An 11955-nucleotide genomic window follows, 5' to 3' on the forward strand; every position below is an offset into this window, starting at 1 on the left:
ATGGCTTATGATAATAATAAACTCGGGGAGTTACGTCCTAATCAGATTATTACGACTTTTGGTCCTGGAGCAATAGTAGATGCTATAAAAGACTCTGTTACAGTTCTTGATACAAATTACTGGGCGGATAAAGGCAAAAAAATCATAGATGGTCGATTAGCATCATACCTTGGAGTAAACTGTTTCTATATGCCAAGGACGTCCTATCATGGAGATATTCCGGTAACATCATTCCCGTACATACATGTATGTTCAAATTTTAAATGTGGCAGATTATTTGATGTTCGTGAAAACTTTGAACTTGATGCTTATCTTCGATTTGGAGTTACATGTCCTGAATGTCATAAAACTGCTTACCCTTCTCGTTTCATTACTATCTGCGAAGATGGTCATATGAATGATTTCCCATGGAATTGGTGGGTCCATAATGGAAATACAGTATGTAAGAATCCAAAATTAAGAATGTATTCTATTGGTAATTCGTCCACATTAGCTGATATGTGGGTAGAATGTTTAACATGTGGTGCAAAACGAAGCATGAGCGGAGCAACTCAAAAAGATAATTTTATAGGAATAAAATGTCCCGGGCATCATCCTTTCAGACCTAACTCCAGACCAGAAAACTGTAATAAGCCCGTGATACCATCTCAACGTGGTGCATCTAATGTTTACTTTTCAGTCAGCAGAAGTGCGATATCTATTCCACCTTGGATCAATCCATTATTTAATCTGATAGATGAACATCTTCGTGATATAGAGTTAGCTCAAAAGTTGATGGGAAATGATGGTATAGAGAAAATATATGAGATGTACTTTGCCGAGAATTATACAAAACAGGAATTTGACTCAGCGTTAGAACGAAGACAAAAGAATATCACAGAATTCAAAGAAATCAAACAGATGGAGTATGATGCCATAACTCATCATAATGATCCTGCTTATGCTTCAAATAAGAAACATTTTAAAGCAGAGGAAGAAGATCTTCCATATACAATTAAAAAATACTTTTCTAGAATCATTAGAATTACAAGACTAAGAGAAGTACGTGTTCTGCTTGGATTTACAAGAGTAGATGCGCCAGACCCTGATGCGGATGTTCAAGCGAATATTGTATACTTAAATAAAGGCAAAACCGAAAAGTGGCTTCCGGCAGCGGAAGTTAATGGCGAAGGTATCTTTATTGAATTCAATAAAGATACCTTGGAGTCTTGGCTTAGTATAGCTTCTGTTTCAGCTGTATCTCGTAAATACGAAGAAAGCTATACTCAGTTTTGCAATGAAAAGAAATGGAAAATTACCATTCCAAGAAATGCAGTATATGTTTTGATGCACACATTTGCTCATTTGCTGATCAAACAAATGTCAATGTCATCAGGATATTCTTCTGCAGCAATACGCGAAAGGATTTATTTTGGTGATACAATGAGTGGAATACTTCTCTATACGGGTAGTTCGGATAAAGAAGGTTCACTTGGCGGATTAGTTGAACTTGGAACGGTTAAAAAACTGCTAACACTAATGAGAGATGCTTTTCAAGAAGCATTGCTCTGTACTAATGATCCTGAGTGTCTTAATAATACGCCAGCAATCAATAATTCAAACGGAGCGGCTTGTCATTCTTGTTGTATGATTTCCGAAACTGCATGTGAAAACGGAAACCGTATGCTTGACAGAGCGTTAGTTGTTCCTATTGCTAACAGAGAAAATCAAGCCTATTTTAATGAATTGGTGGTAGATCTATGTCAACTGGAAATCTGAATCTTGACTTGTTTCTTAGCGAATATCTTGAATCTTACACTCATGAAAATATTAAGAGAATAGAAGCTGTAAAACAGAGGTATCCATCATTGAATGAAAAAGAAGCTAAAGAGATTTCAGATCTTATCCTATCGATGAAAGAAATGAAATCAAAAGAAAAGATATCTCTTGCAGTAACAGCACCACCAACTTTTTCAATCAAAGCAAAATCAACTAAGAATACAGTAAAATCGATGGTGAATGGGGCAAAGAAAAGCATCTTGATAACGGGTTACTCTTTGTCAGAGTATTTCAACGATTTGATAGACATTATAATATATAAAAGTCAAACAGGTGTTTTCGTTGAATTCTATATCAATGATTTTGAAAGTCAGAAGAACGTAGAAAAGATAAATAGGTACAAAGGAAAGTTTATGCGAGTATATAATTACTCTGCTAACAATGATTCCATGTCTGCTTTACATGCTAAAGTAATTTCAGTAGATGAGAAAAAAACATTAATTACATCGGCTAATCTATCGTATCATGGTCAAGAAGGAAATATTGAACTTGGTACATTAATTGAATCAGAACAAATTGCAAAACAAGTCAAAGATGTTTTTGTACAGCTTGTATTCAAAAAAACGTTTGTTGAACTAAAATAACAGTAGTATATACATACATTATATAAACAATTTTTATTTACTCATTATGTGAAGATTTCATATCGCCTAGCTTTATAATTGTACAGAGGCTGTTGCTCACAGCCTCTGTATTTTTTCTACCAATTCCCAAACCATCCGCCCAAACGGTCAACCTTTTTGTCAAAGTCAGCCCATCTTTCGATCGAAGTCATTTCAGTATCGCTTACATTTTGCATAATCAAAACCGCTGCTTTATGGGATTCGGAGGGTATAGCATTTTCTTCAAACCCGGCACCGATTATTTTCATAGCATTCATCAGGAATCTCTCGATCCTTACAAGCGAAAACTGCAAGTTTTCACTTACATAACCGCTTTCTGTTGACCTGACAAACAAATCTTTATTGTACAGATAAAAGGACTTGTACCCAAGTTCAGAACGCGCTCGGATCCCGTCTCTGCAAAACTTTACACGTAGTTCCTTTTTGCCGTGATGAGCGATAACTACCTCACCTTTAGGGTTCATTACTACCATTTTATCACCCCTTTCCAAAATAATGATGCATAGATACTATTCAGTATTCCTCCGCCAGCAGCATAGTAACATGATCCACATCATCAATAATATAGACCTTAGTATTGATCGCCGCATCCACAGGCATAAAGTAATCCATCAAAGCTTCCGGTATCTCCTGTTCATGCCTTATGTTAAGCAGGAAGGTACCGTCTTTTTCTGTCGTAGTCAACTTAAATACCTGAAGCCTGTCCAGTTCTCCAGCCTTGCGCTCCATTAACGCAAGGCTTTCAAACATCATCACCTGTAAGGCAGGCGGTATCTCCGCTTCTATTCCTTTTGTAATATACTTGTTTCCGTCAAATCTGTAAACCATAGCTATCTCCTTTCACTAAACCTTAACACCATAGCTTTCTTCCATAAGCCAGTCACCGTAGTAGTCCTTAGCCTCTTCAAGACACATATTGAGATACTCCCTGTCATCCAGCATCATCTCAATGTCTTCATCGCAGTAACCAATTTCATACAGAAGAGAAATATCGTCCACTGTCAGCCCGAACAGATTGCAGAGCTCGTAAAGATAATCCGGGTGATGACCGTATGATGCGTAATTCCAGTGCCTTTCAAGAGCATAATAGTCCTCAAACTCAAATTTGCTCCTGATCAACTCACCGTTCTTGTCTATGCGAATTATCTCTCCTTCCTCGGAAGTTATAAAGTCGAACTTGTATATTTTCAGGAAAGTGTTCTCTATGACTTCTTCCATTATCTTTTTAGTAGAGGTATACACATACAGACCAAGCTGTTTGAAATGTACGATGCACAACGGATTATCTCCCTTTGCCAGATATAGTGTATTGTCCTCATTAAGGATGGTGAACACGAAATTACCTTTAACTGTCTCGCACATCTTCGCTATGGTCTCAAAGCTTAAACTGCCGTATTTTTCGATCAGCTGTACAGCCGCATAGGTGTCTGTCTTTATCTGTGTCTTCGGCAGATCTTCATCCTTCTGAAGAATATCGTCATTGAATAAAACACCATTGTGACATAGAGCAAAATCACCCTCCACAGTGTGTCCTGTGAAAGGGTGATTGTTGTAATTGTATTTCGCATTGCCCTGTGTTGTCATTCTGGTGTGACCTGTGAGTATGGTAGTATCCTCGGGGAAATAGAACCTCATCTTGTGGGCTGGCTTCGGTCTCTTGTAGACTTTCAGCTCATTTTCTTTGATGTAAGCTATTCCCGTTGCATCCGTTCCCCTTACTTCCGATTCAACTGCCAGCCTGTTTACCAGCTCTTTCAGATGCCTTCCGCTTACTGCATGACGGTAGTTCACAAATCCAAATATAGCGCACATATCAATTATCCTCCTCATCAATAATTGTCGGCTCATTTACATAGAGCCTTTTCTCTTTCAGATAAGATATAAGCTCCGTGTATTCGGGACTTATATCCATAACAAAATCCGCCCATGACTGCTTATGCAGTTCATCATCATTCAGACGTATAGCATTCTCGCATATAGCATCAACCAGTTCCAGAGATGCCATAAAGGTATTCCATTTCAGCGTACCTCTGAACAGCCTTATCTCCACTGTGCTGATGTTGGTTATGTTCACGCAGGCATATCTGCCCTTGCTGCTCTTCTTTGCCTTTTCAAGTATCTCCTTGGGACGATCTTCATAGCCGTGTCTCGCTGCCCAGTGTTCGGCAGATTCTTCGGAACGTCTGCTGAATCTGAAAAGCTCGTTCCAGTGGCTCTCAAAGAAGAAAAGTATCCTGCTTATTACATCTTCCTGACGTTCGTATGTGTTACCCAGGGAACACCTGCCTATATGCACATGAAGACCGCAGGTGCTTGTGTTGTGTGACCTGTATCCCAGACGTACTGCCCTTTTCATTATCTCTTCCCAGGGGAAGTCATACTTGTGGAAATATAAAGAACAGGGATGACTTACAAGCTCCATACCCTCGTCAAGAGAACCGTCCGATTTTATGTACAGGATCTCTTCTTCCCTGTTTGCTATGCTTTCAAGGGTATCTGCGTTGTCATCGTCCTTCCCTCCCCTGTCTATCTCCAGCTCAACTCCGTAACAGCGGACATTTTCACCTTCATCACTGCATCTGTAAAAGATAGGCACAGGCTTATATCCGTAATCATGGATATGCCTGCACTGTTCTTCTTCATCGTAGCAGTCACTGCAATAGGGATAATCACCGTCCCAGTACACATTATCATCATGGATGATACACCCGCATCGTTCACATCGGCGGTAGTAGTTGTCATAGCAGTTCTGACATATAGCTGTATTATCATCGGATACAGAATTACGGTAGAAAAATCTTTCTCCGCAGTGACTGCAGGTAAATGTCTCATCGTTGAAGCAGTCTTCACATATTATCTGATCTTCAACTTCGTAAAGGTCTTCCTCATTTTCAATGGTGCATCCGCAGTTTGCACACTCATAGATCTCATTCATAAAAGTTCCTCCAAATACAAAAAGCCCCTTGACGATCATCGCCAAGGGGCTTAACTCATGCTGTTTTCTTCTGTGATCTCTTGTAGCCGTTATAGACCACTTCACCTGTATCGGAATTGATTATAGTGAGCCCGACTATCTCACGTTCATCGCTGTACACGATATGTCCAACAGAGAATTTATCAAAGCAGACGAACTTATCTCCGCGCCTTTGTATCCTGCACTTCTGGGCTGACACCCATACATGAGGAGCAGAATATAATTCTCTTCCTATGCCTACAGTAAAGCATGCTCTTTTGAAGCTGTCCGAAGCCTGACCTTTTTCCTTTTCGGTATAGCTTTCAGTTCCCACGTCCTGTTTGGATATCCACTGCTTTTTATCCTCGTCCCAGAGTTCGATGGTACAGTAGAGATTTCCGTTTATACTCTGGTGAGATCTTTTCCATCCCAGTACACCGAAGGTCTCGTCCAGTATCTTCATATCTGCACGGGCATCTGTGTAAAGCAGCAGGGACAGTCCTTTATCGCTTATGGTACCTATACGACACTCTATCTCATCAGCTCGAAGAAGTCTGATGCTCAGATTATTCATGTAGCACCTCCCGATATACCGAATCTTCGTGAACTTGACTGTTTTACATATTTACCGTACAGCTCGGGATTCTCTGCCTTGAACCTTGTACTGTCAAAGCGGGATGAATTTACGGTCTTCCAGCTGACCTTATACTTCCCTGCCAGACCTGTCTCATTATTTTTGAGCATAGCTTTCAGGCGGTTGCCAAGAGCGTCTTTCTCTGCTGACAATGCTTCTATCTGTTCGGAAATATCTTCATACTCATCACAGATGGAAATAGTCTCTTCGGGGAGTTCTATGCTCTCACCGTTGCTTTCGGAATACTGTTCGTTCAGCCATGATGTTGTACCCTCGGAACCATCAGGTACAGGTTCTTCTCCGCCCAGGACATTTTCTTCCCAGAATCTGCGTTCCATTTCGATTATTTCAGCGATCATTTCATCGTCACGCTCAACTGTCTTATACACGAAATGATTACCGCCGATAAGAGCGGCTATGTAGGTCTTTTTCAGTCCTGTCACCGCCATATAGTGCTGTATCTGCAGCATATACTCCGGTGGTACGCCTGTGTTCCACTCATTCTGTTTGTATACTGATGCTGTCTTTGCTTCAAAGATACATTCTTCTCCGTCAACGTTGACTACACCGTCAAGGTTTGCGAACATGAAAGGATAGTCGGGGTGCTGAAAGATGTACTTAGGCTCTGAAACAGCAATGCCTGTTCTTTCGGTAAATTCCTGCTTTACTATGGGTTCAAGAACTGTACCAAAATGTGTACACTCATTACCGTTTTCACAGGGCTCGGTCTGACCTGTCTTTTCAAGCCACAGCTGAAAAACAGAGCGATAGGGATTTATCCCTGCGATAACAGAAACATCCGAGCCGCCTATACCCATTGTACGGTATTTCAGCCACTCCTCACGGGTCATTGCAGATGTATCTGCAAATACTTTTGCTTTCATGTTCATCTCACCTTCTTCTTGAGCGCATTCAGGATCAGCCTGCCTGTGACATTCAGCAGCACCGAGCTTACCAGCATCATGATACCTTTTGTTTTCATTAATAAAACCTCCTGTCTGTTTATTAAACCAATGGTTTACAAAAGGATAATGTATAGCTGTAAAATTCCGGTATGCGTTTTTAAAAGTGTACGGTTTATTGAACACTTAAATAACACATAACAAACCGTTTTAAACCAACATTTTTCTTACGAAAGGAGTTTTATCATGTTTGAAAAAGTACCGGATATCCTTACACCCAGGGAGTGTATGCAACTTCTGAAGATCGGAAAAAATTCTATGCTGAAATATCTTCATTCAGGTGAACTGGAGGGATTCAAGATCGGCAACAGATGGAGGATATACAAGTATAGTGTTATCGATTTTATTATGAGAAGATAGACAAAAAGAGGCTGTTGCACACCGCAACAGCCTCCTTACCTTTGTGAAAAGCCAGAACAATATAACACATTGTAATATATCACCCATTCCGCGTTGACCGACACACCGAAAGTGCTTGTGACCGTCTTTCGCAGAGCGCAGGTAACAGCATCGACACCTGCCCAGCCCATAATATCAACAAAAACGCTCGCCTCCATTGTTTCAAAGCCTTGAGCAAGAAAAAGCAATACTTTCATGTTTAATCCTCCGTTATATAACCCAGTTCATCCGGCAGATCATCCCATAATTTCTCTCTTGAACTGTACTTATCAAATTTTGAAACTATCAGAGGTGCGGGTTCGGGATAGACCGTCAGGCCGTCTCGTTCTCCCTTCTCGGGACGGATCGGGAATGCAAGCTGCTCTGTTTCGAGAGAAAACTGCGCGTTCACGCCCGGCTTGTTGCCTCTTGGGTCAAGCCTGATCCACCTGCCGACAGACTTTATATATACTCCGTTCAGACCGTGATAAATGAGGATGGGTGCGACGTCATCGTCCAGTATCAGCTTCTGATAGCAGAATCCTGCGGGGACTCCCTTGCAGCGCAGTATCGCAGCTAATAAGTGAGATTTTGCAAAGCATATCCCATGTCCCGCTTTCAAGACCTCCGATGCCGAACAGGTCAGCTCATCTGCATTTATATCCGCCGAGTGTGATATGTTATCACGCACATATTCAAAGACTATTCTTACAAAGTCTGTTTCATCTGTTGCTTTATTGAACAATGTGTCAGCAAGCTCTGAAACAGCCTGATCGGAATAATCTATTGCATCGGAGCAATTAAGATAATCCTCAATCTTATCGGAATAAACCGTAATATCCATTCTGTAGCGTCCTTTCACTTATTTGCAAAACAGCATATTATTGACCCATTCCGTGACCCATACCTCTTTGTCGATGATCTTCATATCGTAGCTTTCGACAACATCACGGTCATATTTCCGCATAATATCGAGATAGGCCTGTTCCATTTTTCTCGGAAAACGGATACTGCTCTTGAAAGAATCAGCAGGAAACAGACCGCTTTCCCTGCAAAGCTCTTTCCACTCTTCTGCTGAATAAAACCTGATATGACCATCGGGCTTGACCTGCATATATTCGTCTATAAAACCGTCTTTGTCGTTATCGTTGGGGGTCGGGTCGCAGATGAACAGATAACCCTCATCCGTAAGCACCCGGGATATTTCCGAAAGGCTCGCCCTTATCTCCGGGAAGTGATGCAGCGCATATCTCGATACCACCATATCAAAGCTCTTATCCGCAAAGGGGAAATTCACTCCGTCATATACGCAGAAGCTGATATTGTCAAGCTTTTCATCAGCTGCACGCCTGCGGTCGTTTTCCAGAGCCTTTTCAACTATATCCAGGCCGACAATAGTAACATCGGGAAAACTCTTGGCTATCGCAAATGTAAGATACCCTGTCCCCGCCCCCAGGTCGAGTATCTTCATCCCGGGTCTTACAGGAAGGAAGTCGATTATCGCATTCAGCTGCGTATCATCCTGGGTTTGTCTGGCATAGAAGTTTTTCTCAGCGAAGGCCGCTTCAAAGCCTTCCTTTGCTGCGGCTATGGTTTCTTTGGTATCTGACATGGTAACATCTCCTTTCATGCGGCTTTAAAGCAGCACTGCCTCTCGCCAGCGTTACGATCTGTATGCTATCATTCTATCATATATTTGTCCGGGAGTCAACAGCTTTTCAAAGGTCTGTATGGTCTGATAGCTATTATGGTTGACCGGGGAGCAGGAGAATGATGATAAAATGGGCTGGTACAGCTTTGCATAATTACAGGGTTTATTTATCACGGCGCTGCTTCGCAACTCCGTGAAAGCGCGAAAAAAGATGGGGCTGTTGCACGAACAGCGTAACCGTGATTCGCGCATAATCGCACTTTGATAAGCATAAAAACACGAAACGAGCCGCGTAGCTGCTCGGTGAAATGCCGAAAACAGCGGCGGGAAAGCTGTGCAACAGCCCCTTTCAATTACTACATATTTTTTTGCGGCAATAATCGTAAGCCGAGATGATATAATCACTGAACAGCGAATACTTGAAATTGTCATTCGGAAAGGCTTTCTTCGTCATTTCTTCCGCAAATTCAACCGCAGATATTATCTCTTCCCTGCGGGGCATAAGAGGACCCATTACTTCCAAAAGCCTATCGTTTTCGGTGAAAAACTTCATAAGATCTGCATTAGTTTCATTGAAATGCAAGGATACAGCCGCAGAAAGTGACAGATTGTAGTCAAAGTTAGGTGCAAGACAAATAATATTACCATTTTGGCTGTCCCTCAGAAATCCTGCGTTGAGATTATGTCTGTCAACGTTCATCAGAAGTGCATCATAATAGCACATCTTAACATAATCCTCGGTAAGCCTCAACATAACATCATTCTGCTCCGCTTGTGCTAATCTTGTCAGTATAAAATCGGGATCCTCGTTCTCATTGAAATAGTTGAAAAATGGTTCAAAATCATACTGCGCGTTTTGCGTAAAATCCTTAGTGACAATACATTCCTGTTCAAGACCTGTTTCGAGCACATGTCTTTCAACTTTATAATCGGCACAATTTACATTCAAATGTTTAAGAAAGCAGTGCGCATAGTATTCCGATATTAGCTCTGTTTTACTTCCCAGTTTGAACATATACCATGCTCCGTCAATAAAACGCCATGCTTTTTTCATAGCTTCCGATCGTGCCAAGCTGGGTGTAGCCTTTTGATTTCTCTTTACACTTATCAGAAAAGCCGAAAAGCGAAATATCAGCAAGCTCCTCATTGTACTGTTTAAGTGAGTAGTAATCCAGTGACTCATCTTCGCGCTGTATCCACCAGTTATCTGTTATTGTTATACCATGACCGATATTTATCATCTCATCAATATCCGCATCGGTGCGCAATCCAAGACGTTGGTAAAGCCTTCGGGAATTTGAACGGTGAGTATCAATGCTTCTGCTTTTCAGCCACACTTCAAGGTCAGCATCAACAAAAATACAGTCAGGGCAAAGAGCCTTGTCGAAAACAGCTGTTACTTTGCTGTCTTTGACTTTAGCAATGATCTTGTTCTTGTGCATTAAATTATACCTGAACATGTTCTCACCACCTTTAGCTCATTATATCATTTGTTTTCATGTCAAGAAAAGTGCGCTTAAAGATCAGCTTTCCGTGAAAAAAGTCCTCATTACAGGTTTTCATCAACTATATTTCAAAAGCCAATCCAGTACATTCAATGACTTGATCCCCTCAAATGAGCTTTCAAGTCCTGTATCAAGGGACAGCACTATCTTCTCGTAGTTGTCCCTTATCTTCATAAGCGGAGCAAGTTCCCTGTTTCTGACTGATTCGCTTGTCATCGACTCAGTGACCTGGACATACAGCTTGTCATCTGCTTTTGTTGCTATGAAATCCACCTCAGCATTGTCTATCTTACCTATAGCCACATCGTAGCCTCTTCGCATAAGTTCAAAATAAACTATGTTTTCAAGAGCACGACCGGTATCCCTGTCACGGAAGCCCAGCATGAAATTTCTCAGACCGATGTCTACGATATAATACTTGCCGAGGGTACGCAGATATTCCTTACCCTTGATATCAAAGCGCTTTATCTCGTAGAAGAAATAGCTTTCTGTAAGGGCATTCACATAATCCGAAACCGTATGTGCGCTTGGCTTGCCTTTTCTTTTTTCTTCATTCAGCAGACCCTCATTCACAAGTGTATTCCCGATAGACGATACCGAAACACTACTTCCGATATTGTCTGCAAGGAACATTATAATCTTGCGCAGAAGTGAAGCATCAGTTATACTTTTCTGACCTCTGCGCTTTTCACGTTCAAGGATATCCCTGATAACTACGGTGGAATATATGCCGTCAAGCAACGTAAGTGCTTTGTCCTGATCCAGTCCTATATCTGCGATACCGGGCATTCCGCCGAAGCGCATATACGCATCAAATATCTCACGCAGATCATACTGCTGACCATTCTTATCGTATGCGAGCTTTCGTGTGCCTCCCAAAGCACTGTTGACTTCTCTTACTTCAAAGCCATAGAAGTCCGTAAACTCCACAAACGACAGTGGTAACATTTTTATCTCAACACATCTTCCCGAAAGATAAGTCGAATATTCGGAGGACAGCAGATAAGCATTTGAGCCTGTGATGTAGATATCGCAGTCCAGATCAACACGAAAAGCATTGACCGCATCTTCCCACTTTTCCACTCTTTGAAGCTCATCAAAGAACAGATACATCCTTTTGCCCTGCACAATACGCTCTTTAACGTAGCTGTAAATATCATCCACAGTCATGTTTTTGAAGTCATATGACTCAAAGTTCATCTGTATTATCTGATCTTCCGACTTGCCCTCTTCGAGCAGATGTCTCACCATCAGCTTTAACAGGCTGGACTTTCCGCAGCGGCGTATTCCTGTTACTACCTTTACAGGTTCGGTATCCTGAAAGCCTATTAGCTTATCCAGATACTGCGGTCTGTTCCTGAGTTCTTTATTTTCTATCATGGTTCTGTCCTCCTTTCAATAGTATTATCATAGCATAAAAATTTATTCTTG

Annotated in this window: 15 protein-coding genes; 3 read left to right on the forward strand and 12 right to left on the reverse strand. The window is 41.4% G+C overall.

The genetic code is table 11. From position 1 onward, the window contains the following. Positions 1-1758: a DUF1998 domain-containing protein gene (gene drmB / locus BMY75_RS10715; RefSeq protein ID WP_074833681.1), complete on the forward strand. Its 1758-nt coding sequence runs from the start codon at positions 1-3 to the stop codon at positions 1756-1758. After that, positions 1740-2402, forward strand: a complete 663-nt coding sequence (locus BMY75_RS10720) for a phospholipase D-like domain-containing protein (RefSeq protein WP_074833685.1) — start codon at positions 1740-1742, stop codon at positions 2400-2402. The genes drmB and BMY75_RS10720 overlap by 19 nt, the downstream gene beginning before the upstream one ends. A 116-nt stretch (positions 2403-2518) precedes the next feature. On the opposite strand, the gene BMY75_RS10725 is transcribed toward BMY75_RS10720, so the two are convergent. Genes BMY75_RS10725 through BMY75_RS10750 form a run of 6 tightly spaced genes read right to left on the reverse strand, consistent with a single transcriptional unit; the run spans position 2519 to position 6912 of the window. Further along, positions 2519-2914 (reverse strand): hypothetical protein, encoded by a 396-nt coding sequence (locus BMY75_RS10725; RefSeq protein ID WP_074833687.1) that lies wholly within the window; start codon positions 2912-2914, stop codon positions 2519-2521. Positions 2915-2954: 40 nt separating this feature from the next. Then, positions 2955-3269 (reverse strand): DUF960 family protein, encoded by a 315-nt coding sequence (locus BMY75_RS10730; protein ID WP_074833690.1) that lies wholly within the window; start codon positions 3267-3269, stop codon positions 2955-2957. Positions 3270-3284: 15 nt separating this feature from the next. Then, positions 3285-4253 (reverse strand): class II glutamine amidotransferase, encoded by a 969-nt coding sequence (locus BMY75_RS10735; RefSeq protein ID WP_074833693.1) that lies wholly within the window; start codon positions 4251-4253, stop codon positions 3285-3287. 1 nt (position 4254) lies between these two features. Beyond that, positions 4255-5376, reverse strand: a complete 1122-nt coding sequence (locus BMY75_RS10740) for a zinc-binding protein (RefSeq protein ID WP_074833696.1) — start codon at positions 5374-5376, stop codon at positions 4255-4257. A 55-nt stretch (positions 5377-5431) separates the two neighbouring features. Beyond that, positions 5432-5968: a Rad52/Rad22 family DNA repair protein gene (locus BMY75_RS10745; protein WP_074833697.1), complete on the reverse strand. Its 537-nt coding sequence runs from the start codon at positions 5966-5968 to the stop codon at positions 5432-5434. Next, entirely contained in the window at positions 5965-6912 is a 948-nt protein-coding gene (locus tag BMY75_RS10750) for a YqaJ viral recombinase family nuclease (RefSeq protein ID WP_074833700.1), read from the reverse strand. The genes BMY75_RS10745 and BMY75_RS10750 overlap by 4 nt, the downstream gene beginning before the upstream one ends. 264 nt (positions 6913-7176) lie before the next feature. On the opposite strand from BMY75_RS10750, the gene BMY75_RS10755 reads away from it, so the two are divergent. Continuing rightward, a complete protein-coding gene (locus tag BMY75_RS10755) occupies positions 7177-7350 on the forward strand; it encodes a helix-turn-helix domain-containing protein (RefSeq protein ID WP_002851751.1) in 174 nt (57 codons plus the stop codon). Positions 7351-7385: 35 nt separating this feature from the next. Here BMY75_RS10755 and BMY75_RS18255 read toward each other — a convergent pair whose 3' ends face one another. The 6 genes from BMY75_RS18255 to BMY75_RS10780 all read right to left on the reverse strand — a co-directional run bounded on the left by BMY75_RS18255 (position 7386) and on the right by BMY75_RS10780 (position 11904). Beyond that, positions 7386-7586, reverse strand: coding sequence for a type 1 glutamine amidotransferase family protein (locus tag BMY75_RS18255; RefSeq protein ID WP_207646273.1), 201 nt, complete (start codon positions 7584-7586; stop codon positions 7386-7388). A gap of 2 nt (positions 7587-7588) precedes the next feature. Continuing rightward, entirely contained in the window at positions 7589-8212 is a 624-nt protein-coding gene (locus tag BMY75_RS10765) for a transglutaminase-like domain-containing protein (protein ID WP_074833702.1), read from the reverse strand. 18 nt (positions 8213-8230) lie between these two features. Beyond that, positions 8231-8998 (reverse strand): class I SAM-dependent methyltransferase, encoded by a 768-nt coding sequence (locus tag BMY75_RS10770; protein WP_081350522.1) that lies wholly within the window; start codon positions 8996-8998, stop codon positions 8231-8233. 370 nt (positions 8999-9368) lie between these two features. Further along, positions 9369-10073, reverse strand: coding sequence for a HipA domain-containing protein (locus BMY75_RS18485; protein WP_242940223.1), 705 nt, complete (start codon positions 10071-10073; stop codon positions 9369-9371). Further along, positions 10048-10479, reverse strand: a complete 432-nt coding sequence (locus BMY75_RS18490) for a hypothetical protein (RefSeq protein WP_242940224.1) — start codon at positions 10477-10479, stop codon at positions 10048-10050. The genes BMY75_RS18485 and BMY75_RS18490 overlap by 26 nt, the downstream gene beginning before the upstream one ends. 102 nt (positions 10480-10581) lie before the next feature. Further along, positions 10582-11904: an ATP-binding protein gene (locus BMY75_RS10780; protein ID WP_074833706.1), complete on the reverse strand. Its 1323-nt coding sequence runs from the start codon at positions 11902-11904 to the stop codon at positions 10582-10584. Positions 11905-11955 lie beyond the last annotated feature (51 nt).

It is taken from the genome of Hominimerdicola alba (assembly GCF_900109655.1).
GTDB lineage: Bacteria > Bacillota > Clostridia > Oscillospirales > Ruminococcaceae > Hominimerdicola > Hominimerdicola alba_B.

Coding starts and splice junctions, on each gene's coding strand:
- BMY75_RS10725 (WP_074833687.1), bottom strand. CDS start 2,914: ATGGTAGTAATGAACCCTAAAGGTGAGGTAGTTATCGCTCATCACGGC.
- BMY75_RS10765 (WP_074833702.1), bottom strand. CDS start 8,212: ATGGATATTACGGTTTATTCCGATAAGATTGAGGATTATCTTAATTGC.
- BMY75_RS18490 (WP_242940224.1), bottom strand. CDS start 10,479: ATGTTCAGGTATAATTTAATGCACAAGAACAAGATCATTGCTAAAGTC.
- BMY75_RS18485 (WP_242940223.1), bottom strand. CDS start 10,073: ATGAAAAAAGCATGGCGTTTTATTGACGGAGCATGGTATATGTTCAAA.
- BMY75_RS10750 (WP_074833700.1), bottom strand. CDS start 6,912: ATGAAAGCAAAAGTATTTGCAGATACATCTGCAATGACCCGTGAGGAG.
- BMY75_RS10770 (WP_081350522.1), bottom strand. CDS start 8,998: ATGAAAGGAGATGTTACCATGTCAGATACCAAAGAAACCATAGCCGCA.
- BMY75_RS10745 (WP_074833697.1), bottom strand. CDS start 5,968: ATGAATAATCTGAGCATCAGACTTCTTCGAGCTGATGAGATAGAGTGT.
- BMY75_RS10755 (WP_002851751.1), top strand. CDS start 7,177: ATGTTTGAAAAAGTACCGGATATCCTTACACCCAGGGAGTGTATGCAA.
- BMY75_RS10735 (WP_074833693.1), bottom strand. CDS start 4,253: ATGTGCGCTATATTTGGATTTGTGAACTACCGTCATGCAGTAAGCGGA.
- BMY75_RS10720 (WP_074833685.1), top strand. CDS start 1,740: ATGTCAACTGGAAATCTGAATCTTGACTTGTTTCTTAGCGAATATCTT.
- BMY75_RS18255 (WP_207646273.1), bottom strand. CDS start 7,586: ATGAAAGTATTGCTTTTTCTTGCTCAAGGCTTTGAAACAATGGAGGCG.
- BMY75_RS10740 (WP_074833696.1), bottom strand. CDS start 5,376: ATGAATGAGATCTATGAGTGTGCAAACTGCGGATGCACCATTGAAAAT.
- drmB (WP_074833681.1), top strand. CDS start 1: ATGGCTTATGATAATAATAAACTCGGGGAGTTACGTCCTAATCAGATT.
- BMY75_RS10780 (WP_074833706.1), bottom strand. CDS start 11,904: ATGATAGAAAATAAAGAACTCAGGAACAGACCGCAGTATCTGGATAAG.
- BMY75_RS10730 (WP_074833690.1), bottom strand. CDS start 3,269: ATGGTTTACAGATTTGACGGAAACAAGTATATTACAAAAGGAATAGAA.